The sequence below is a fragment of the Nitratidesulfovibrio vulgaris str. Hildenborough genome, assembly GCF_000195755.1.
GTDB lineage: Bacteria > Desulfobacterota > Desulfovibrionia > Desulfovibrionales > Desulfovibrionaceae > Nitratidesulfovibrio > Nitratidesulfovibrio vulgaris.
In genome coordinates, this window is sequence record NC_002937.3 from 2,019,062 (window position 1) to 2,041,130 (window position 22,069).

The window sequence follows — 22,069 nt, forward strand, 5'->3', positions numbered from 1 at the left end:
GCGGCATGTCGGACGTAACACAACTCATCCACGAGTATCTGCGCCACAACAAGAAGTTCCCCCATGTCTTCTGCGCCGGGTGCGGGCATGGCATCGTTCTCGGTTCACTCATCCGTAGCGTGCATGCCCTCGGCCTGCCCAAGGACGACGTGGTCGTCGTGGCGGGCATCGGCTGTTCCGGCAGACTTGCCGTCTACGTCGACTTCAACACCGTGCACACCACGCACGGCAGGGCACTGACCTTCGCCACCGGCATCAAGATGGCCAATCCGCGCCTCAAGGTCATCTGCGTCATGGGCGACGGCGATGCGATGTCCATCGGCGGCAACCATCTCATCCATGCCGCACGGCGTAACATCGGCGTGACGGCACTGGTGCTGAACAACCACATCTACGGCATGACGGGCGGACAGTGTTCTTCCGCCACCCCGCAAGGCGACATCTCCATGACCACCCCTTACGGTGCACTCGAAGACTCCTTCGACTTCGTGGAGATGGCGAAGGCCGCAGGTGCCAACTATGTTGCCCGTGGCACGTCGTTCCATGCGCTCATGCTGGACAAGCTCATCACCTCCGCCATCATGCATCCCGGCTTCTCCATGGTCGAAGTGTTCAGCCCCTGCCCCACGCAGTACGGTCGCAAGAACAAGTTCCGCTCCGCCGTGGACATGTACAAATGGCTCAAGAAGAACACGGTGAAGATCGAGACGCTCAAAGAGGGCGAGAAGCCCGAAGACGGTCGCATCCCCATCGGCGTCTTCCGCGACAGGCAAACGCCCGGACTCGAAGAACGCTACGCCGACATGCAACGCAAACTCATGGGGACAGGGCGATGAAGAAGCCGCAAGAGATCAAACGCTTCGAGATAAGGCTTTCCGGTTTCGGCGGGCAGGGGCTCATCACGCTGGGGCGCCTTCTCGGCAGCGCGCTCGCACTTGGGCACGGCTACTATGTGACGCAGACCCAGAGCTACGGACCCGAAGCGCGCGGCGGCTCGAGCCGTGCCGACCTCGTTGTCAGTTCACAGCCCATAAGCTACCCCAAGACGGAACAGCTTGACCTTCTCGTCGCACTCAGTCAGGAAGCCTGCAACGGCTACTACCCCTATCTCAAGCGCACAGGTCTGCTGGTTGTCGACACGACGCTGGTGAAGCATACCCCCACCAACGTCTTTCTCGGCCTTCCCTTCACGCAGATGGCACGCGACCAGATAGGCAACCCGCTCACCATCAACACGCTGGTGATGGGCGCGGTGAGCCATCTTCTGGATTTCGCCGACGTGAAGCTCATGCGCAAGGGGCTTGAGGCGAACATGCCTGCGAAGATCGTCGACGTGAACGTCAAGGCGTTCACGCTGGGACTCAAGCAGGCGAAGAAACACTTCGGCGATGCGCACGGTCTGTGGGCCGCCGCAGAGGTCAACGGCTCTGCCGAAGTGGAAACCGACCACGAATAGCGGAGAGACAATGAGCACGACCATCGACGAACTCACCGTCGACTACGAAGAGGACGGCAAACTCGTCGTCAAACAGCTGGACAAGGCCGTCCTTTCCAAAGGCGCATGGACGACCATCCTCTTCCGCTACAAGCAGTGGGAAGAGAAGCTTGCCGATTACGGCCCGGACAAATACGTCGTCAAGCGCTACAAGAAGATGAACGGCGAGTACCGGGCGCAATCCAAGTTCAACATCTCCAGTGCCGACCAGGCACAGAAGATCGTAGACACCCTCCAAGGGTGGTTGCAGGAACAGGCGTAATCGCCACCCGGCACGCAGAACGGCCCGTCGCACAAGCGACGGGCCGTTTCAGCGTACACCGGAGTGCTCTCGGCGTCTGCAGGTGGCAGGAGCCCCCAAAGTCCTTCGACCAAGGCGAGAGAACACCGCCTGTTCATCTATCAGGCCCTCCAGACGGGGCAGACGGCTGCCGACACCATATGGAAACGGCCCGCCGCATGAGCGACGGGCCGTTGCATTTTCACAAGGGCAGACAGACGAAGCAGCTAGCACCTTCATGCAGTGCTATTTCATGCCGCGCGCCTTCGCCACGGCGAACTTCTTGGCATCGAGACCGTACTTCTTCACCTTGTAGTTCACGATACGGTAGCTGACGCGCAAGTCGCGTGCCGCCTGCAACATGTTGCCGCGGGCCTTCTTGAGCGCATCCACCAGAAGCTCTTGCTCGAACTTGGCCACAGCCTCGCAGAATGAGAGATTGGTGTCTGTGGCCGTGCTTTCGGCTGTCTGCAACGAAGGTGGCATATGATAGGTGCGGATGACCTGTTCGTCGCACACCAGCACCGCCCGTTCGATGCAGTTCTTGAGTTCCCGGATGTTGCCGGGCCAGTGGTACTGCGTCAGCAGGTCGATGGCAGGCGTCGAGATGCGCTTGATGCTCTTCGAGTACTCTTCCGCGTACATGCGCAAGAAGTGCTCGGCGATGGGCAGGATGTCTTCACGCCGCTCACGCAGGGGCGGTATGAAGATGGGGAAGACGTTGATGCGATAGTAGAGGTCTTCGCGGAACAGCCCCTTCTCCACCAGTTCTTCCAGAGGCTGGTGCGTGGCGCAGATGAGGCGCACGTCGACAAGGATGGTCTGCTCGCTGCCGAGACGCTGAATCTCCTGCTCCTGAATGGCACGCAACACCTTCGCCTGCGCCGAGGGACTGAGTTCGCCAACCTCATCAAGGAAGAGCGTACCCTTGTGCGCCAGTTCGAACAGGCCCTTCTTGGTCTGTATCGCCCCGGTGAACGCCCCCTTCTGGTAGCCGAAGAGCTCACTCTCGACCAGTTCCGAAGGAAGGGCCGCGCAATTGAGCTTGATGAGCGGCATATCACGACGGGGGCTGGCCTGATGAATGGCCTCGGCCAGAAGCTCCTTGCCTGTGCCCGACTCACCGCGCAGAAGCGCGGTGGCCCTGCTGGGCCCGACCTGCGCAGCCTGATTGAGCACCAGCCGCATGGTCTTGGACGCCACGACGATATTGGCGGGGTTGAACGTACCCTCGCCCGTATCCCCGACGATGAGCCCCTGCGTCATGAGGTGCTTCTGGCGCGCCATTTCCTCTTGCATGTAGGCGGCATGGTTGGCGATCATACCCGCCACCACTTCAAGGAAACGGCAATGCGCCTCAAGCTGCGCGTGCGACGTGTTGGGCGTATCCACACTCAGTGTGCCGATGACTTCGCGCCCTTCGCGAGGTTCGTCGCTGGGGCCGAGCACGGGAACGCAGATGAACGCCAACGTCGCCAGCTCCTCTTCGGAACGGCCGAACATCTTGTTCAGGAACGCCGGATGCTCCTTCATGCAGGGCACGACGACAGGCTGGCCCGAGGCGAACACCTGCCCCGTGACACCGACACCGGGCTCATACTCGGCATTCTGTGCCTTGGCAGGGGTATCGGTGAGGCTCAACTTCAGCGTCCGCGTCTCAGGGTCGAAGATGACGATGTGCGGACGCTTGAAATCGTGGTTCTCGGCAAGGGTGTGCAGCAACGACTTCAGGGTCGACTGGAAGGGCCGTTGCGGGCCCATCTCCGATACGATCTTCTGAAGCGTTCCCAGATAGGGTTGCAGACGCCTGTCGTCGGTCTGAATCGATTGGGTCATGTATCAGCTCGCGTCAGCTACGGCCTGAACGCCGAGTTCAACGGCCCTCAGGTTCATGTCCACAAGTTTCGGGGCAAGATGACGCCGAATGGCGGCTTCAAGGGCGTCTACGCCGAAGGGCAAGAGCCCCGTGGCACATAGCGCGCCAAGCAACACGCTGTTTCCGCTCTGCACCGAACCGGCCTTGAGGCCAAGAGTGCGGCACGGCAGGAACCATGCCCTGCCCGAGCAGCCCGTCACCTTCTCGCGAATGCCGTCGAGGCACGGGTAGCTTTCACGCCCCATGGAAACGCCCACGGGAGGCAGGGTCTCGGCGTTGCTGAGCACCGCCCCTCCTGCGGTCAGGTACGGCAAGCCTCGCAAGGTCTCAAGGGGCTCGAAGCCGAGCACGATGTCAGCTTCGCCATGGCTGAGCTTGGGGCTTTGCCAGCCCCCCAGCAGCACGGTGGATTCGACCACACCGCCACGCTGGGCCATGCCGTGAATCTCGCCTGCCACGACCTCGCAACCGGCATCGAGCGCGGTACGGGCCAGAAGCGTCGTCGCGGTGAGCGTGCCCTGCCCGCCCACACCTGTCATGTAGATACGGATACGGCTCATCACGCGCTCCTCTTTCGGGCCTTGATCTTGCTGGACACTTGCAGGCACACCATGCAACCGCTGCACTGCTCGCTGTCGATGGCGATGTCCTGCCCGTCACGCCTGAATGCGGGGCACGCCAGTTCGGCAAGGCACGCTTCGACTTCCGGCCCCTGTTCGGCGACATAGGCGGTCTGGCGCGCAGCCTTCTTGAGGGTGCGACGGGCGTAGAGCACGCAAGGCTCCTGTGCGATGATGACACGCACACCCGTGCGCTGCTTCATGTCCTCAAGGGCGGCCATGGTCGCCTTGAGGTTGTAGGGGTGCACCGTGGCAACCTGTTCGACCCCGCAACCACGCACGATGGCCTCGATGTCGAGATGCAGACAGGCGTCGCCGAGCACAGCGGCATCCACACCGGGGTTGGGCTGATGCCCCGTCATGGCGGTCGTACCGTTGTCGAGGATGACCACGAGCACGTCGTGCTTGTTGAACAGCGCGTTGGCCAGTCCGGTGATGCCGGAATGGAAGAACGTGGAGTCGCCGATGTACGCCACCACAGGCCGTCCCGAGGCCGCGGCGAAACCGGACCCCGACGAGATGGAAGACCCCATGCAGAACAGGAAGTCGGCCATGCTCAAGGGAGGCAGCAGCCCGAGGGTGTAGCAACCGATGTCACTGGAATAGTAGGCATCATCGCCGAACACCTTACGTACCGCATAGTAGACGGCACGGTGCGAACAACCGGCGCAGAGGTTCGGCGGACGCATGGGGAGTTCCATCGACGCCGCATCGGGAGAACACTGCACCGGGGCGGCAGGTGTCTCTCCGAGGAAGGCGGAGAGAGCATCGCCCACGATGGTGGTGGAATACTCGCCGAAGACCGTCAGCACGCCACCCTTGCCCGTCACATCGACGCCAAGGCCAAGACGCTGCACCAGGGCCCGCACATCGCGTTCCAGCAACGGTTCGAGCTCTTCAAGCACGAGAACCTTGTCGCAGCCGGAGAGGAAGTCGACGAGCAGGCGTTCGGGCAGGGGCCATGTGAAGCCAAGTTCGAGAACCTTGACCCGGCCTTCAAGGCCGCGTTCATGCAAGGCGTCGGCAAGGTAGGCGCGGGAGATGCCGGAGGCGATGACGCCGATGCGCCCCTCACCGTGCACCGTGTTCCACGGCGATGCGGAGGCGAGTTCGGCCACGCGACCGAGCACGTCGGCCTGTGCGAAATGCCGCGCCCGCGCCACGGCGGGAACGGGGACGAAACGCCGGGGGTTGCGCTCGAAGGGCACTACCGCCGCAGGTTCGGGCAGTGCGCCGTAGGTCACGCCACCCCGCAGGTGGTTGACGCGGGTGGTGGTGCGCAGCAGCACAGGCTGCTGCGTCTCACGCGAAAGCAGCAGGGCCTCGCGGGCCATGTCCTTCGCTTCTTGCGCGGTGGCAGGCTCGAAGCACGGCATTCCGGCGAAGCGGGCGTAGGTCCTGTTGTCCTGCTCGTTCTGGCTGGAATGGCAGCCCGGGTCGTCGGCCGAAAGCAGGACAAGCCCGCCGGGCAGCCCGGTGTAGGTCATGGTCAGCAGCGGGTCGGCAGCCACATTGACGCCCACATGCTTCATGGTGACCAGCGTGAGGGCACCGGCCAATGCCGCGCCCGCACCCACTTCAAGGGCGACTTTCTCGTTGACGGAATACTCGAGTCGGTAGCGACCGTCGCCGCCGATACGTCTGAACGTATCCGGCACTTCGGAGGAAGGCGTGCCCGGATAGCAGGTCACAACATTGATGCCTGCTTCGAGCGCGCCGCGGACGATGGCCTCGTTCCCGAGAAGCAGGTGGCGTTCTCCGGGGGTGTCGGCCAGCAGCGGATGCGACATGATTCACTACTCCTTACGGCGTTGAGGTACGTTCGTCCCTGATGATGATTAGCCCTTGGCGGCGATGCGCGCCTTCAGGTCCTGTACCTTGAACCGCAGATAGTCGGACTCGGCCGTGTTGCCGGAGGCCAGAACAGCCTCACAGGCGGCGAGTGCCCTTGCGGGCTGCCCGGCAGCCTCGGCCGCCACGGCAAGTTGCATACGCACGAGATTGCGCGCCGCTTCAGGCGCGGCGGTCTCTGTCTTTTCAAGAACGGCGAGAGCTTCGGCAGCCTTGCCGGACGCCACAAGCGCCCCGGCTTGCGAGATGCCTGCCACGACACCGGCCCCGCCGTCGTCACCCGAGAGTGCGGCGTAGGCGGCGGCGGCCCTCTGGTAGTCGCCCAGTTCCATGGCGGTGGCGGCCTCTTCAAGGCGCACGGCATTCTTCAACGATGATGGACTGTTGTCGGCGAAGGCCGTCAGGGCGTCGAGACGGTCCTTGCCTTGCATCGTGACAACGATACGGCCAAGTTCCGTCTGTGCGGATTCGAGCGTGTTCCGCGTGTACATGCGCCATCCACCGGCAATCACGACGACAAGAACGAACAGGCCGACCGCCCCGGCGATGATACGCACGTGATCGAGGACGAACTGCAACATGGGCGCGGCTTCGGTTCCCACCTCTCCCTGAAGTGACCCGAGAAGTGTATTCGAGGGAAGGTTGGTATGCTGAAGATTGGGCCGCAGGGGAGTTTCAGCCATTGATATCGGCTCCTTGCAGGGTTAGCATGATACATCGGCGCTAGGGTGTGCGCAGACCGGACAGTTTTACGCACCGCTTACAGAAATGTCAAAAGGAATCCGCCCCCCTGCCCCACGCCCGGCAGCCGAAGAGCGTCACAGGTGGAGGCATGCAGAAGGTTCGGATTGGCGTCGTCTGCACACGCTCGAGACAGACGTGGCAGACAGTGCCCTCCCTGGACCGTCTGTCACCGTCCGTCCCGGAACGCCTTCGCCCACACCACGACGGCACAATGCCCCAAGGGGTGCCCCGCTTGCAAAGCGCCCCTCAAGACGCCTATACTCCGTGACCGAAAATACGACGCCACTCCGGAGGTTCCAATGAATATCGCCAGCCAGATCGAGGACATGGGGCGCCGCGCCCGGGCAGCAGGCCGCAGGCTGGCCGCCGCGTCCCCCGCCGCCAAGGCCGGTGCGCTCGACCACCTCGCCACACTTCTAGAGCAGCGTCAGGATGCCATTCTCGCGGCCAACGCCGCCGACCTTGCCGCCGCCGCTGAGGCGGGCATGGACGCCCCCCGCATGGACAGGCTGCGACTCACACCCGCCACCATCGCCGAAATGGCTGCCGCCTGCCGCCATGTCGCCGCGCTGCCCGACCCTGTCGGTGCCATCGAAACGCAATGGCAACGCCCCAATGGTCTCCTCGTCGGGAAGATGCGCATCCCGCTGGGCGTCATCGCCATGATCTATGAATCACGCCCCAATGTGACCATCGATTCGGCCATCCTGTGCCTCAAGGCAGGCAACGCCGTCATCCTGCGCGGCGGTTCAGAGGCCATCCATTCGAACCTCGCACTGGCGGCACTCATCACCGAGGCCCTCTCCAGCGTGGGGTTGCCTGCCGAGGCGGTGCAAGTGGTATCCACCACCGACCGCGCCGTCATCGCCGAGCTCTGCAAACTTGAAGAACATATCGACGTCATCATCCCGCGCGGGGGCGAGACGCTCATCCGCGCCGTCGTGGACATGGCCCGCATGCCCGTGCTCAAGCACTACAAGGGCGTATGCCACGCCTACATCGATAGTGGGGCCGACCTCGCGCAGGCCGTGGAGATCATCCACAACGCCAAGGTGCAGCGGCCCGGCGTGTGCAACGCCCTTGAGGGACTGCTCGTACACCGGGACGAAGCTGCTGCCTTCCTTCCCGCCATCGCGGAACGTCTGGGCAACGACGGCGTCGAGTTCAGGGCCTGTCCGGCATCGCTGCCGTTGCTCGGAGACTCTGCCATCCCCATGAAGGATGAGGACAACGGACAGGAGTTCCATGACCTCATCCTGCTGGTGCGCATCGTCGACGACATGGATGAGGCGCTGGCGCACATCGCGGCCTATGGTTCGAACCACACCGAGATCATCTGCACCCGTGATCATGGCAACGCCATGCGCTTCCTGCGCGAGGCCGATGCCTCCATGGTGGCGGTCAACGCCTCTTCACGCTTCAACGATGGCGGGCAACTCGGCCTCGGCGCAGAGATAGGCATCAGCACGTCGAAGCTGCATTCCTACGGGCCCATGGGGGTACAGGAACTCACTACGACCAAGTTCGTCGTCTTCGGCGCCGGGCAGATACGTCAGTAACGCCATAACGCCGAAGGGTGGCAGGATGCATCATATAGGTCTGCTTGGGGGCAGCTTCAACCCCGTGCACATAGGACATGTGCGTCTGGCCGTGGAGATTGCAGAGACCTTGCGCCCGCAGCGCCTCGACCTCGTGCCGTGCGCCATTCCCCCGCACAAGCCGCACCGCAGCCTGCTGCCCTTCGACCTGCGCTACGAAATGCTCACTGCGGCTACGCGGGCGTTTCCGACGTTGCAGGTCAACCCCATCGAACGCTCGCGCCCGGGGCCGTCCTACACATGGGACACCCTCGCAGCCTATGCACAGGTCGAGCCCGAGGCCCGACTCTTCTTCGTGCTGGGCGGCGAAGACTTCCACACACTGCCCCACTGGCACCGGGGACGCGAGTTGCCACTGCTGGCCGACATGGTCGTTGTGCCTCGCGCCGGGGCCGACCGGGGGGCCTTCATGACCACCACCCGCGAGTACTGGCCAGAAGCCCGCCCCGACGACGCCTGCACCGCCCCCGGAAGCATCGCCTACAGCCTGCCGGGGGGCACAAGGCTCATCTACCTGCCCCTGCCACGTCTCGACATCAGCGCGTCGCTGGTACGTGACAAATGGATGGCGGGACGAGACATTTCGCTGCTCGTACCGGATGCCGTGAAAGCCATCATGCGCGACAATGCGGAAACGCTCGCAGCATGCTGGGGGGGCGACGACAGCGCGATGCCGGAGGCCACCAGATGATGACATCCGCCGCCCCGAAACCTGTTCGGGAGAACATCGCCCGCGCCAAGGCGTACCTCCGGCGCGACGACCTTCCACGCTCGATGGCGGCCATGGCCACCGCCCTGCGCGAACTCAAGGGGACCCGCCTCATCGGACAGGCGCGCTTCGAGACCGAAGTGAACATTCATGAGTACGTCACCGAGTTGAACAGGCATCAGGCTGTGCGTCGCTTCTTCGAAGCGCAGGGAGTGCTGTCCACCCCCTTTGTCACCTATGCCAAGGGTGCCGAGACCGAACTTGCCGAAAGACTGGAGAGCATCCGCGCCGGCTTCGAAAAGGATGTGGCGGCACATGCCGCACAACATGCCGCCAAGGTCGCCCACCGCAAAGAGGCGCTTCTGCGCAGCGGGCAGGAGAAACTCGACGCCGGGGATGCACCCCGGGGCCGCAGCTTTCTCAAACGGGCAGCGGATGAATTCGGTCACGAGGCCGGGGTTCTCACCGACATCGGGCAACGGCTTCAGCGGGCGGGTCTGCTTTTCGAGGCGGCGGAGATGTTCGAAAACGCCATCGCCGCCTTCCCCAAGGACGGACATGCCCACGCCGGGGTCGTGGCAGCCTACATGGGGCTGCAGGAATACCCGAAAGCCGAGATGGCCTACACCAGAGCCCTCAAGCAATTCGGAACCCACCCCAAGACCCTCGTCAACATGGCGCGCATGTACCTTGCATGGCGCAAGCGCGACGAAGCGTGGACGCACATCCAGCGTGCCTTGCAGCTGGCCCCCGGGGATGCCGAGGCGAAAGCCCTGCTGGCTGAAATCGAGGGGCGGGGCAGCCGCCGATAGCCGTCCCCCTGCGCACACTGTTCCGACAGACGGACGTATCGACCGGGCACACGACTGCCAGCGCATCAAAAAGCAGCCTGGGCGGCTACCACCCAGGCTTTTATATGTGGCGGCCCATCATGCGGACATTACACCTGCCCGCTAACGCCCCGCTGCCCCCTTCGCCACCGCCGCGACATCGTCTGCAGCATCACGTCCCAGCACGCCCATGACCGCCGCGACGACTGTTTCGGGGCTAAGGCGCGCCATACAGCCCACCGTCTCGCGACATCGCCTGCTGCCGTGCAACGAACATGGGCGACAGGGCATATCCGGTTCGAGGACGACATCGTGCGGGCCTTCCGGGAAGAAACCCCACTCCCGCGTCGTGGGCCCGAACAAGGCGACGACCGGCGTGCCCACAGCACCCGCAAGATGCATGGGGCCCGAATCGCCCGTCACCAGCACGTCTGCCGCCGCAAGCAGGGCGCAGCTTTCCCGCAGGCTCGTTTTACCGGTGAAATCGACCACATCCGGCCCAAGGGACGAAGGGGTACCCTGCCCGATGACGCAGCACCGCACCCCCCTCTCACGCAAGGCGGCGGCCAACTTCGTCCAGCTATCGGGAATCCACGCCTTGTCCGGGTGTGTCGCGTAAGGGTGCAAGGCCACAAGCGGACCTTGTCCCGGTACCTGCGACGCGAACCGGGCACCTGCCGAGACCTCGGCATCCGTCAGATAGATGCGAGGCAGCAGTGCCGACCGGGCAGGGGCCTCGGATTCCACAGCGAGCGCATACCGTTGCGTGACGTTCCAGCGACGCAGCGTATCACCGCAGAGCCTTCCGCCAGACCGCAGGAACAGCCTTCGGGCTACCGGGAGTTTCGGGTACCGCCTCACCGGACCACGCCATAGCATGGCGAGAAGGCGAGAGCGGAGCGTACCGTGCAGGTCGAGCAACCCCTTCCCCGCATGGCGGGCGGCGCTTTCAAGGTAGATACGAAGCAACCGGGGCAGGGCAAGGTCGGCATTCTCGAGTCCGACGACACCATCGATGGCGGGATGACCTTCGAACACCCCCACCCATGCCTTGCGCGTCACCACGGTGAAACGCCATCCGCGCCGCCTGTGCCAGTAGTCGAGCACACCGGTCGTGAGGACGACGTCACCAAGGGCGCTCAGACGGAACACGACCCATGAATCGGTAGTCACGTTCATGCCCATGCCACAACAATACGGTTCTCGCCCACGCGAAAAGATGCTAGCGTTTTCATGTGTGCGACACCTAACAGCAGCGGAACCGAATGAAAAGCACCTTCGAACATGAAGCGCGCGTAGCGGATGCCCCCTCTGCTTCGCATGACACCGGAGTTCCGGAGGTGAACGCGGGACGCGCCAGCGCAATACTGCTGACCCTTGGCGTGGCGGTCACGCTTGTCCTCGCACTTGCCGCCTACCACCGCTACGACAACGAACTGCAAACGACACAGCGCCGACTGTCGGCCATCGTGACAAGCGCGGCCGAACTTCACGCGCATCAAGACGCTCACACTGCCGTCGCGCACCTTGCGGAGACTGTCACGCGGACAGGGTATGCCCTCTTCATGGTTGATGCAAAGACCTACCGGGCGTCCTCGTCTCCCGAAGGGATGTATGGCGTACAAGGTCCCCCCCCGCTGTCCCCGCGCCCCCCCCTTTCAGAGACGGTTCTTGCCCGTCTCCAGCATTCCCTCAAGCCCGGAACAGGCACCACCGTCATAGACGTGACAGCCGCGAACGGCACGGCTGGTGCGCCCACCCTGTTCTCGTGCACGGCACTGACGCAAGACGACCTGCTCATCTGCGCCACGGCGGATATGACAGGCACCACAGACAGCTTCCACATGAGCCTTTTCACTGCGGTCTTCGCCACGTTGCTGTTGACCGGAGGAGCACTCTATACGCTGACCGCGTGGCATGGCAGAGTCAGAAAGCGTCTTGCCGAACTCAAAGATACCATCGCCACGCTACAAGGTCAGAATAACGCCTGTGCGACAACGGCTGCGCGTTTCGCCGCACTCTTCGACCTCGCCGAAGAAGCCATGTACGTCATGGCCGGTGGACACATCGTCAAATACAACCAGACCTTCGCGAACATGATAAGGGGGGGGAACACCCCCGGTTCCGACGACGGGATTCTCCATGCCGTACACCCCGACGACTCCCTGTACGTATCCAGAATACAGGCGATGCGACAGCGCGGTGAACCCACTCCCACCCGTATCGTCTTCAGGCTACGCGACACCGGACAGGGAGTGCGATGGGTTCAGTGCACCAGCAGCGTGATTCCCTGGGATGAGGGCAGGGCACATCTGTCGGTGCTTTCGGACATTACGGATTTCAAACAGTCCACCCTGCTCGTCGAACAACGCGAACAGGCCTTGCTGCGCGTCGTGGAACAGCTGCCCTACGCGCTCGCTGTTCTCGCCCCCGACGGGAGCATCCTCCAGACGAATGGCGCGTGGCGCGACCTCATGCACACGTATACAGCCCCCGGAATGACGGCCGCGTCCATATTCGAGAACCCGCTCGTCATGCAGAACGGGCACGAGAACGCTGTGCAAGAGGCCCTCACGGGTGCCCCAGTCGAAACCGAGGCACATCCCGTTCCATCTGTCCACGGCGAAGCGCGGCGCTGGCTACGGTTGCGTTTCTCACCGGTGCGCGACCATCATGACAGGCTGCAGAGCATTATCGCCCTTTACAGCGATGAGACCCCACACGTGATGGACACTCTCCAGCTGTCGGAATTGCAGCACGAAATCACCCGGCTGCATGAAACCTCCAGCGCGGCCCATGGCCGCCTACATGCCGTGCTTGACGCTCTGCCGTGGGCAATCGTGACGGTCGACGGCGCAGGCCGTGTCACCTTCATCAACGGCAGGGCCGCCGTATTTGCCGACACCGATGCGGAAGCGGTGCATGGCCTGACCGTGGAGGCGCTTCCCCCTGTTCTTGCCCGCTACGCCCCGATGTTGCGTGCCAGCCTTCGCTCTGGAACCCCCCAACCTTCCATCAGGAATGAAGAGTACATCAGCGGACGCATGAGACATCTCGAAGCCGCCAGCTACCCCATCGACGCTGGCGGGCAAGAGGCCGACAAGGCCGCCTTCCTGTGCATCGAGGACGTCACGGAACGGGTGGCGCTGGAAGACATGATGGTACAGTCGGAAAAGATGGTCTCGGTCGGTGCGCTTGCCGCAGGCATGGCCCATGAGATCAACAATCCGCTGGGAGCCATCCTTCAAGGCGTCCAGAACCTGCGGCGCAGGCTCACAGCCGACCTGCCCGCCAACGTCAACGCCACATCGGAAGTCGGACTCACCATGGAACAGTTAAGGGCCTATGTCGAGTCCCGGCAGATTCCCATGCTGCTGGACGGCATCAGGGAAGCCGGAGAACGCGCTGGGCGCATCGTAAGCCACATGCTGACGTTCAGCCGCCGCAGTCAGGGGTTGCACAGGCCCGCGCACCTCGGCCCCCTCATCGACAAGGCCCTTGAGCTGGTGGAGACGGATTACGACCTGCTCAAGGCCTACGACTTCAAACAGATAGAGGTCTTCCGCGACGAAGAACCCGACCTGCCCCCCTTCAACTGCTCTTCTTCGGAAATCGAACAGGTCATCCTCAACCTGCTCAAGAATGCCGCCCATGCCGTCAGTGTGCGTACCGACGACGCACCTCCACGCATCCGCATCACCACCCGAAGCGAAGAGAACGGCATCCGCCTCGAAATCGCAGACAACGGGCCGGGCATGACAGCGGAACAGCGGCGGCGGGCATTCGAACCGTTTTTCACCACTCGTGAGGTCGGCATGGGAACGGGGCTTGGTCTTTCCATCTGCTATTTCATCATCACCACCAAGCACCGGGGCACCATCGCCATAGACGCCGCCCCTGAGGGCGGGGTGCAGTTCACCATACGTCTCCCCTTCTAGCTGGCGCCCCCGCTGTACCGTGCCCTTCGGGCGTGACATCACCGGACGCAGGGCACACCAGCCACGGCAGGACACGACGCCCCATCCGCCACCGACACGGTCTCCCCCATGCGCGTGCCCCGCGCCCTGCCCGGTACTCGCCCCCTCGTGGGCGTTCGGCCCCCCTCATCGAAATCCTCGACCAGAAGAGGGACTCCTCCCCCACGACCGGCCACAGCCATATGTTCGAAACCGCATTGTCACCCTGCCGTCACCCGTGAAACCCTGCGGGGGTATACATCTCGCGTGCCTTCTTTTCATGCATGCACACCGGGGGAGGTGGAATGCGTATCCGCGAAGCATTATTGGATGTCCTGAAAGGGCTGTTAAAGACGACACCACGCGAAGAACCTCTGGCCGACACGTCGGTGACAGAAGAAGGAAGGTCACGGACGCAGCGCCCCGGCACCATGAGGCAACCGTGGGAAGAATCGCCTCTTGAGATGTTACGGGCATATGACGCGCTGCATATCGTCGTGCTTCGCCTTGTCGACCACGCCCTGCTGCATGAACTCTACGGCAGTGAGCTTCTGTCGGGTGTCGAACGCAGCATCGCCGCAAGCATTGGTGAACATCTGCCACAATTGGGGCATCTCCCGGATGGCACGTTGCAACTCTTTCCCGCGGAAGGTGGCGAATTCGTGGCTGTCTGGCCCGCACAGCGCCAGCGCACGAGACGCCTCGCCGACATCGCCTACACGCTCAAGCACTCCGTCCGCCATGCCGTGAAAGACAGCCCGCTGCTGTGGTCGGGCCGCGACCTCCAGATAGACACGGGTTGCGCCGTCTTCCGCAAACGTCCGGACAGGCCGGTCGAAGATGACTTTCTGCGTTCGCTAGACGATGCGCGCATGATGGCCCACCGCAACATGGACCTCACCGACCTGCGCATGGCCCGTGACTTCAAGACGATACTTCAGGAGAACGCCTTGCGCACACTCTACCAGCCCATCGTCCACTTCCCCACGGGTCGCATCATGGCCTGGGAGGCTCTCACCCGTGGGCCTGCCGATTCGCCCCTGCATTCTCCGGCCATGCTCTTCGACGTGGCCGAGGAGATGGGTATGCTCTTCGCCCTTGAGCGCAATTGCCGCGAACATGCCATCGCCGATGCCGGGACACTGGCCGCAGGGCAGAAGCTCTTTCTCAACATCCACCCCCGCACGTTGTCCGACCCCGAGTTCACACCGGGCAGCACACTCCGTGCGTTACGTGACACGGGGCTGCGTCCCGAGGATGTCGTCTTCGAAATCACCGAACGACACGCCATCAAAGACCTGACCACGTTCTACAAGACGCTGGAGCATTATCGCGGGCAGGGATTCGGCATCGCCATCGACGACGCAGGCACAGGCTATTCCGGCCTCGCCAGCATCGCCGAACTCAAACCCGACTTCATCAAGATAGACATGTCGCTGGTGCGAGGCATCCATCGCGACCCCGTCCGTCAGGCTCTCATCGAGACGTTCATCGACTTTGCGGAGAAAATCGGCGCACGGGTCATCGCGGAGGGCATCGAGTGCAGAGAAGAGGCGAGCATCCTGCTGCGGATGGGGGCGCACTACGGGCAAGGGTACTACCTTGGGCGACCGTCGTACCCGAAGCACGAGGAGTACATCGACCTCAGCGGACTGCGCCCCGCGCTGGATATCGGAACATCGGGCATGGCGTGTTCCATGCCTGTGGGCGACCTTGCCGAGGAGGCACAGACCGTCGCGCCCGACGCCCTCGTCGACGACATCCGCAAGCGCTTCGAGGACGGACAGCAGCATAACGGACTTGCCGTGGTCGACGCCAACACCCACCCCATGGGTCTGGTGATGGACTACCACCTGAACCGCCAGCTTTCGGCGCAGTACGGAGTCGCTCTCTATTCCAGAAGGGCTGTCACGTGCGTCATGGACCCCGCACCGACCATCCTCGACGAGAGTACCCCTGCCGAAGAGGCCGCACGCATCGCCATGGCCCGCCCCCGGCTTCAGGCCTATGACGACCTTCTGGTCACACGCGAGGGAAGACTCACCGGTATCGTCCCCGTCCAGAAACTGCTGCACACCATCGCAGAGGTGCAGGTCGAACTTGCAAAGGGCACGAACCCCCTTTCGGGGCTTCCCGGCAACGTCGCCATCGAGAAGGAGATAGAGACGCGGCTCGCCTCGGCACGGCGTTTCGCACTCATCTACGCCGACCTCGACAACTTCAAGAGCTACAACGACACCTACGGATTCAAGAACGGGGACCGCATCATCCTGCTACTGGCGCGCATTCTCGCATGGGCCATACGGCGGCACGGGAGGAAGGGCGACCTTGTAGGGCACATCGGCGGCGACGACTTCGTGTGCATCACCACACCCGAACTCGCATCCCGGGTCTGCAAGGGCATAACCCGTTGTTTCGGCAGGCTCGTCCGCCACTGCTATTCTGCCGAAGACAGAGAGAGGGGCTGGATAATGGCGCGAGGGCGTGATGGCGTGGAACGGAACTTCCCCCTCGTTTCGGTCTCACTGGCTGTGCTCGACTGCGGTATGGAGAACAACCTTCTGGAAATCGGAGAACGGGCGGCCCATGTGAAACACCTGGCGAAAGCCATCGCGGGCAACGCCTACGTCCTCGAGACCGGGAACGTAGGCGGAAGCGGAGACTGCGTATGCCGCAGTGGTACGCAAAGTGCGTTTTGACGGTAGGATGCAAGGGCCGCGTACGGGATGCTGCGCAGACGAAACGCCGATTCCATGCGCCATGCCGGTCAGATGCCCTGAGTCACCCGACACCTGCGGTCCGTCCACACCGGCGTGAAGCGGGCACCCCCCGACAGTGGACACGGAAGGTGCGTCTTGCCCCTCCCCGAAGCAGTCGGACTGTCAGCCTGTGAGCGAATGTACCTGCCCACACTCATTTGTCAGGCATGGGCTTCGGGACCGACGCTGCCGACCGCGAAACGTATCAACTGCACCACATCGAGAATGAGCGAGATGCCGCCATCGGCATCGACCGTCGTCCCTGAAATCCATGCGACGTTGCGGCACAGATTCCCCACACCCTTGATGACCGCCTGTTGCAGCCCGACCACGGCATCCACGGCGAAACCGACTTCATGTCCTTCCTTACCCGCGACGATGACACGTTCGTAACCGGGTTGTTCGCCCGGCACACCGAGAAGAAGCCGCAGGCTGACGCACGGAATCAGGCGACCGCGGTATTCGATGCACTCCACGGTACGGACGGCCCCGTCCACGAAGCGTTCGAGGCAGGCTTCGACCATGGTCAGGGGCACGATGTACGAATCACCGCCCACAAGGACGCGCATGCCGTCGATGATGGCTAGCGTCAGCGGAAGCCTGATATGGCATGTGGTGCCTCGTCCCGGCGTCGTCTCCATGTCCAGCGAACCTCGCAACGCGGCGATGGCGCTGTGGACGACATCCATGCCCACGCCACGACCGGATATCTCCGAGACGCCCGGTGCTGTCGTGAAGCCTGGAACATACAGCAGCGCAAGCAAGGTGGCGGTATCCGGTTCGGTCTCGGGCGGTATGAGCCCCATGGCGACGGCACGGAGTCGCACCTTCTCAAGGTCTACCCCGGCACCGTCGTCGGAAACATAGATATGCACCTCTCCACCGGAATGTGAGGCCCCGAGTCGCACCACGCCTTCTTCCGGTTTTCCGGTCGCCAGCCGCACCTCGGGAGGTTCGATGCCGTGGTCCATGGCGTTACGCAGAAGATGCAGCAACGGGTCGCGCAACTGGTCGATGAGTGTCTTGTCCAGTTCGGTATCTCCGCCCTCGGCCTCGAAGAGCACCTTCTTGCCCAGCTGCGCGGCAAGGTCGCGGACAAGCCGTCTGAAGCTGTGGAACGTAGACCCCATGGGCACCATGCGCATGGACATGGCACTGTCACGCAACGAGCCAGCCAACCGTTCCAGCCCCTCTGCCACTTCACGCATGGCATCATCGGGAACGCCACGCACAAGCTGCGAGAGGCGCGATTGCAGGATGACCAGTTCGCCCACGAAGCCCACGAGCCTGTCGAGTTTGGCACTCTCGACCCGGATACTGGAGGATGACGCCTCGGCAGCCTGGGCGACCTCCGACGCCACAGACTGGACATCCATGCAGTTGCAGATGTCCTCCCTCTCCATGGCGCGGGCAGCGGCCATCAGGGCCAAGGGGTCATTCACGCGCCCCCCCACGGCTGCGGAAAGCAAGGCTCGCACCGGAGGACAGTCACTGCGCTTGCCAAGGGACATGATCGACAGGTTCTCGCTATCCAGAAGCCACGCATAGTCCTGCCGCAAGACGTCAGCAGAGACCCGGCCGGTGAGTACGCCCTCCCAGCGCACGGGGAACGGCACCTCGCCCACATGTTCCAGTCCGCCGTCGGCGAACACCGGAACGACCTCGAATGGCCCGTACCCGCGAAACGAATCGAGCAGGCGCAACGGGTCAAGCCCTCGCCACATCCAGTCGTCTGCTGGCGTAAGGCGTACCCAGAGGCAGACCTCGGCCTCGCCCGTCGCATCACCTGAGATGGTCATGTGTTCGGGAACACCAGTATCATATGGCTTGGCGGCATGAACGGCCTGCCCATCGTCGACATCGGCTTCATCATGCTCAAAGGCTGCGATACGAAGCATGAGTGCATCCGAGGCCTCGCGCACCGCAACAGGCACATCGGCGGGGTCGCCTTCCAGCAGGGTCTGAAGATGGTCCTTCGCCTCGAGGCAGAGGCCGAGCAGTTCGGATGTCAGCGGAAGCCGCCCATGCCGTACCCTGTCAAAGACATCCTCAAGGGCATGGGCGACGCGCGCAGCTTCGGTATAGCCGAACATCGCCCCGCTTCCCTTGAGCGTGTGCATCGTCCGGAAGACACGGGCCACCAGTGCCCTGTCGTCCGGAGTCTGTTCCAGTTCGAGGAACAACGACTCCATGTCGATGAGCAACTCGCGTGCCTCATCCCCGAAGAGGCGCATCACGGCCGGGCGGTCTATCATGCCGTCATCTCCTGTCCAGCAGACTCGGCGTAGAGAGGGCCATGCCTGTTATCTCATCCATCGTGAGAAGGCGTTCGTGGTCGAGCACGAGCACGAAGCGGTTGTCGATGCGCACGATGCCCCGCAGATAGGGCTGCGGAACAGCCGCCCCCATGGACGGCGGAGGAAGCAGCTGGTCGGTGGCGACCTCCACCACGCCGCGAACGCTGTCGGCGAACACGCCCATGAGCTGCAACTCTCCCGCTCCGGGCAGGTCGAGAATGACGATGCGCGTGGCTGGCGTATGCGCGACACGCCCCATGCCGAGCTTGTGCCGGAGGTCGATCACCGGAACGGCATAGCCGCGCAGGTTGATGACCCCCAGAAAGTAGTCGGGCATCTGCGGAATGCGCGTGATATCTCCGGGGTCGAGCACCTCGCGCACGCAGAGGATGTCCATCGCCACCGTCTCGTCACCAAGGCGGAAGGCCAGCATGTGCAAGGCAGGGGATGCCGTATGCGGATCCATCATGCCACCTAGAACCTTTCGAAATCGCCGTCTTCATCGTCGGAGAGGTCGAGCCGCAACCGGGGGGTAGCCGGTGCCTTCGGCACGTCAACCTCGACCCGGGTCTGCCCCGGCTTCTTCTCCTGTCCGGCGATGAACGGTGCGGAACGGGGACGCGTCCCCCCTCCGGGGATACGGAAGAAGGCGACAGTCCGTTGCAGATGTCCGGCCTGCGCCGAAAGCTCTTCGGATGTTGAGGCGACCTCTTCCGATGCCGCGGCATTCTGCTGAATGACCTGATCCAGCATGTGCAAGGCGTCGTTGACCTGCTCGGCACCTTCACGCTGTTCGATGCTCGCGGCTGCGATCTCCTGCACGAGTTCCGCTGTGCGCGCGATGTCGGGAACAAGCTTGTGTAGCAGCGACCCGGCCCGTTCCGAAACGTCGAGGCTCGCGGCCGAAAGTCTGTTGATCTCCGCAGCGGCGGCCTGACTGCGTTCGGCCAGTTTGCGCACTTCGGCGGCGACAACCGCGAAGCCGCGGCCCTGTTCGCCGGCGCGGGCGGCCTCGATGGCCGCGTTGAGCGCCAGGAGGTCGGTCTGTCGCGCAATCTCCTCGATGATGGAGATACGGCTTGCGATATCGCGCATGGCGACCAGCGTCTCTTCGACGGCGAGCCCCGATTGACGTGCGTCCTCGGCCGCACGCAGGGCGATGGTCTCGGTGGTCTTGGCGTTCTCGGCATTCTGCGCGATGCGGGTGGCCATCTCCTCCATCGAAGCGGAGCACTGCTCGACAGAGGCCGCCTGCTCCGTCGCCCCCTGGGAAAGCGCTTCGGCGGTGGCGCTCAACTCTTCACTTCCGGCCGCCACGTTCTCTGCACCGAGTTGCACGTCTCGCACGACACAGCTGATGCGTTCGACCATGTCCATGAGCGAGCGAAGCAACTTGTCCTCTTCGCTACGTGGTGCGATGCGCCGCGTCAGGTCGCCAGACGCCATGGTGACGGCAAGTTCTGCGATGTTGCGTTCCACCGCGACCATCTCGGCAAGAGCACGCGTCAGGGTGTCACGAGGGCCGCGCGGTTCTGGCTGGGTCACCGCCTGCCCACGGGCGAGTTCCGTTGCGGCAGTCGCCACCTTGCGCTCGGCTTCGAGCATTCTGTTCATCGACGTGAGCAGTGTGCCAATCTCGTCACGCGAGTCGACTTCAAGCACCACATCGACATTGCCCTCTGCGACGGATTCCGCAGCCGCAACAGCCCTGCCCAGCCCCTTCTTGATCATGCGAGTGGTCAGCACGGTGAACACGATACCGAACAACAGCGCCGTCAGACTTATGGCTAGGACAGTGGCTGCCGAGAAGCGCACCGACTCCTGCGTGTGCGCATCCTGACGTTCAAGCAGGATTCTTGCGCTGTCGGCCAGCACCGTTGCGCTGGCGACCATCTTCTCCATGAGGGCTCGACGCCGGGGCTCGAACTCCGTGAACGCCCCGACCATGGCCTCGTACTGGCGCACGCTGGAGACGGCAGAATCGAGGGCTGTACCGAACCGTGCCCGCAGTGCCGACTGCTGCAAGGGTTCTACACCCTTACGCACCTTGTCCAGATACTCGCGCACCCGCATCAGGTCATCGGGCTTGCCCCGCCACAGATAGTACAGGATATGGACACGGGAGAGCAGGAACAACTTCTGCATCTCCTGCACCCGGTCGGCCACGTCGGTGGCACTTGCGGCCATCGAGGCCTCGAACAGCGCATCGAACGCGTCCGTAACCTGACTGGCAGCGGCGATTGCCTGTTGCAACGTCTTGTCCCGCTCGACACCCACGCTTTGGAGTTCCCGGAACAGCAGCTGATATTCTGAACTCTTCTGCGCTATCGCCTGAAGGTCACCGCCTTCCTGTCCCCCCAGAGTGCCGCGAATCCGCTCCACAGAAGCGAGAATCCGCTTCACCTTGGCATCGACTTCACCGGCGCTCTCTTCATGCCCGTTGAGCAGATAGTAGAGGACGTCGATACGCGCCCGTTCGGAAGTCGTGACCATGTCACCAACCACGCGCGCGGTCTCCATCTCGCCGATGAGCTTGTGCTGTGTCCGCCAGCCCATGGTGGCGACTACGGCGCCCAGCAAAAGCAACGCGGTGAAGGCCATAAGCAACCGTGTTGCCAGCGAATAGTTTCTGAACATAGTACAACCTTTCTGTCAGTCCTGCGGAGATGATACCGAGGGCGTCATGATACGCCCGGTCTGCCACAGTCGCATGAAGTTTCCATTGCATCCGGATGCCTGTTCGGCATGGCGGCAAAAAATGCAGGGGGAGGTCCGTAATCCATGAAGGAAGACAAGACAGCCACAAGCCCCTGCGACACGAGGCACCCCCCTCCGTTCTGTTGTGGCTGGCGACCACGAGGGTTGGCGCGGAACGTCGCCCCGCACCTGCGCCATGTCAGTAACCGGACAGGGCAATAGTATGACGCACGATGACAAGCAAGAGGCAGGCCAAACCCCTGCACGATTTAATGGAACAGCCCCATGAGAAAACGAGAAACGTCCTCCGCCCCCTCCCGGCCCTAAGAGACCTACCGGAGGATGGGCAGGGGCGGG

The 22,069-nt window shown here is 63.0% G+C and carries 16 protein-coding genes; 8 read left to right on the plus strand and 8 right to left on the minus strand.

The genetic code is table 11. The features are described from left to right. The first annotated feature begins 5 nt into the window (after positions 1-5). The 3 genes from DVU_RS09225 to DVU_RS09235 are packed head-to-tail and all read left to right on the plus strand — an operon-like array spanning position 6 to position 1,757. The gene (locus DVU_RS09225; RefSeq protein WP_010939232.1) at positions 6-836 is read left to right on the plus strand and encodes a 2-oxoacid:ferredoxin oxidoreductase subunit beta; all 831 of its coding nucleotides are present in this window, start codon (positions 6-8) and stop codon (positions 834-836) included. Next, complete coding sequence (locus DVU_RS09230) at positions 833-1,456, plus strand: 2-oxoacid:acceptor oxidoreductase family protein (protein WP_010939233.1); 624 nt, start codon at positions 833-835, stop codon at positions 1,454-1,456. Before DVU_RS09225 ends, DVU_RS09230 begins: the two co-directional genes overlap by 4 nt. 10 nt (positions 1,457-1,466) lie before the next feature. After that, a complete protein-coding gene (locus tag DVU_RS09235; RefSeq protein WP_010939234.1) occupies positions 1,467-1,757 on the plus strand; it encodes a hypothetical protein in 291 nt (96 codons plus the stop codon). A gap of 264 nt (positions 1,758-2,021) precedes the next feature. On the opposite strand, the gene DVU_RS09240 is transcribed toward DVU_RS09235, so the two are convergent. From DVU_RS09240 to DVU_RS09255, 4 genes are read right to left on the minus strand one after another with little or no spacing between them, the layout of a single operon-like run. Continuing rightward, positions 2,022-3,611, minus strand: coding sequence for a sigma-54-dependent Fis family transcriptional regulator (locus tag DVU_RS09240; protein ID WP_010939235.1), 1,590 nt, complete (start codon positions 3,609-3,611; stop codon positions 2,022-2,024). A 3-nt stretch (positions 3,612-3,614) separates the two neighbouring features. Continuing rightward, complete coding sequence (locus DVU_RS09245) at positions 3,615-4,211, minus strand: indolepyruvate oxidoreductase subunit beta (protein ID WP_010939236.1); 597 nt, start codon at positions 4,209-4,211, stop codon at positions 3,615-3,617. Continuing rightward, positions 4,211-6,061, minus strand: a complete 1,851-nt coding sequence (gene iorA, locus DVU_RS09250; protein WP_010939237.1) for an indolepyruvate ferredoxin oxidoreductase subunit alpha — start codon at positions 6,059-6,061, stop codon at positions 4,211-4,213. Before iorA ends, DVU_RS09245 begins: the two co-directional genes overlap by 1 nt. Before the next feature lie 48 nt (positions 6,062-6,109). Further along, a complete protein-coding gene (locus DVU_RS09255) occupies positions 6,110-6,805 on the minus strand; it encodes a tetratricopeptide repeat protein (RefSeq protein ID WP_010939238.1) in 696 nt (231 codons plus the stop codon). A gap of 360 nt (positions 6,806-7,165) precedes the next feature. Between DVU_RS09255 and DVU_RS09260 the strand changes: the two genes are divergently transcribed. The 3 genes from DVU_RS09260 to DVU_RS09270 are packed head-to-tail and all read left to right on the plus strand — an operon-like array spanning position 7,166 to position 9,985. After that, entirely contained in the window at positions 7,166-8,425 is a 1,260-nt protein-coding gene (locus DVU_RS09260; RefSeq protein ID WP_010939239.1) for a glutamate-5-semialdehyde dehydrogenase, read from the plus strand. Positions 8,426-8,450: 25 nt separating this feature from the next. Next, positions 8,451-9,155, plus strand: a complete 705-nt coding sequence (gene nadD / locus DVU_RS09265; RefSeq protein WP_010939240.1) for a nicotinate (nicotinamide) nucleotide adenylyltransferase — start codon at positions 8,451-8,453, stop codon at positions 9,153-9,155. Further along, the gene (locus tag DVU_RS09270) at positions 9,152-9,985 is read left to right on the plus strand and encodes a tetratricopeptide repeat protein (RefSeq protein WP_010939241.1); all 834 of its coding nucleotides are present in this window, start codon (positions 9,152-9,154) and stop codon (positions 9,983-9,985) included. Before nadD ends, DVU_RS09270 begins: the two co-directional genes overlap by 4 nt. Positions 9,986-10,126: 141 nt before the next feature. Here the strand turns inward: DVU_RS09270 and DVU_RS09275 are convergent, their stop codons facing one another. Then, on the minus strand, positions 10,127-11,182 hold the full coding sequence (locus DVU_RS09275; protein ID WP_010939242.1) for a glycosyltransferase family 9 protein: 1,056 nt from the start codon (positions 11,180-11,182) through the stop codon (positions 10,127-10,129). An 86-nt stretch (positions 11,183-11,268) separates the two neighbouring features. Between DVU_RS09275 and DVU_RS09280 the strand changes: the two genes are divergently transcribed. Together DVU_RS09280 and DVU_RS09285 are read left to right on the plus strand one after the other, a co-directional pair. Beyond that, positions 11,269-13,941 (plus strand): PAS domain-containing sensor histidine kinase, encoded by a 2,673-nt coding sequence (locus tag DVU_RS09280; RefSeq protein WP_014524366.1) that lies wholly within the window; start codon positions 11,269-11,271, stop codon positions 13,939-13,941. Between the two features lie 323 nt (positions 13,942-14,264). Further along, complete coding sequence (locus DVU_RS09285; protein WP_010939245.1) at positions 14,265-16,658, plus strand: bifunctional diguanylate cyclase/phosphodiesterase; 2,394 nt, start codon at positions 14,265-14,267, stop codon at positions 16,656-16,658. 221 nt (positions 16,659-16,879) lie between these two features. Here DVU_RS09285 and DVU_RS09290 read toward each other — a convergent pair whose 3' ends face one another. The 3 genes from DVU_RS09290 to DVU_RS09300 are packed head-to-tail and all read right to left on the minus strand — an operon-like array spanning position 16,880 to position 21,652. After that, a complete protein-coding gene (locus DVU_RS09290) occupies positions 16,880-18,973 on the minus strand; it encodes a chemotaxis protein CheA (RefSeq protein WP_010939246.1) in 2,094 nt (697 codons plus the stop codon). 4 nt (positions 18,974-18,977) lie between these two features. Continuing rightward, the gene (locus DVU_RS09295) at positions 18,978-19,484 is read right to left on the minus strand and encodes a chemotaxis protein CheW (RefSeq protein ID WP_223294670.1); all 507 of its coding nucleotides are present in this window, start codon (positions 19,482-19,484) and stop codon (positions 18,978-18,980) included. Positions 19,485-19,489: 5 nt separating this feature from the next. Then, a complete protein-coding gene (locus DVU_RS09300) occupies positions 19,490-21,652 on the minus strand; it encodes a methyl-accepting chemotaxis protein (RefSeq protein ID WP_010939248.1) in 2,163 nt (720 codons plus the stop codon). Between the last annotated feature and the right edge of the window lie 417 nt (positions 21,653-22,069).

Excerpts from the sequence above, each read along its gene's own strand:
- DVU_RS09225 (WP_010939232.1), top strand. The coding sequence starts at position 6 with ATGTCGGACGTAACACAACTCATCCACGAGTATCTGCGCCACAACAAG.
- DVU_RS09230 (WP_010939233.1), top strand. The coding sequence starts at position 833 with ATGAAGAAGCCGCAAGAGATCAAACGCTTCGAGATAAGGCTTTCCGGT.
- DVU_RS09235 (WP_010939234.1), top strand. The coding sequence starts at position 1,467 with ATGAGCACGACCATCGACGAACTCACCGTCGACTACGAAGAGGACGGC.
- DVU_RS09240 (WP_010939235.1), bottom strand. The coding sequence starts at position 3,611 with ATGACCCAATCGATTCAGACCGACGACAGGCGTCTGCAACCCTATCTG.
- DVU_RS09245 (WP_010939236.1), bottom strand. The coding sequence starts at position 4,211 with ATGAGCCGTATCCGTATCTACATGACAGGTGTGGGCGGGCAGGGCACG.
- iorA (WP_010939237.1), bottom strand. The coding sequence starts at position 6,061 with ATGTCGCATCCGCTGCTGGCCGACACCCCCGGAGAACGCCACCTGCTT.
- DVU_RS09255 (WP_010939238.1), bottom strand. The coding sequence starts at position 6,805 with ATGGCTGAAACTCCCCTGCGGCCCAATCTTCAGCATACCAACCTTCCC.
- DVU_RS09260 (WP_010939239.1), top strand. The coding sequence starts at position 7,166 with ATGAATATCGCCAGCCAGATCGAGGACATGGGGCGCCGCGCCCGGGCA.
- nadD (WP_010939240.1), top strand. The coding sequence starts at position 8,451 with ATGCATCATATAGGTCTGCTTGGGGGCAGCTTCAACCCCGTGCACATA.
- DVU_RS09270 (WP_010939241.1), top strand. The coding sequence starts at position 9,152 with ATGATGACATCCGCCGCCCCGAAACCTGTTCGGGAGAACATCGCCCGC.
- DVU_RS09275 (WP_010939242.1), bottom strand. The coding sequence starts at position 11,182 with ATGAACGTGACTACCGATTCATGGGTCGTGTTCCGTCTGAGCGCCCTT.
- DVU_RS09280 (WP_014524366.1), top strand. The coding sequence starts at position 11,269 with ATGAAAAGCACCTTCGAACATGAAGCGCGCGTAGCGGATGCCCCCTCT.
- DVU_RS09285 (WP_010939245.1), top strand. The coding sequence starts at position 14,265 with ATGCGTATCCGCGAAGCATTATTGGATGTCCTGAAAGGGCTGTTAAAG.
- DVU_RS09290 (WP_010939246.1), bottom strand. The coding sequence starts at position 18,973 with ATGATAGACCGCCCGGCCGTGATGCGCCTCTTCGGGGATGAGGCACGC.
- DVU_RS09295 (WP_223294670.1), bottom strand. The coding sequence starts at position 19,484 with ATGATGGATCCGCATACGGCATCCCCTGCCTTGCACATGCTGGCCTTC.
- DVU_RS09300 (WP_010939248.1), bottom strand. The coding sequence starts at position 21,652 with ATGTTCAGAAACTATTCGCTGGCAACACGGTTGCTTATGGCCTTCACC.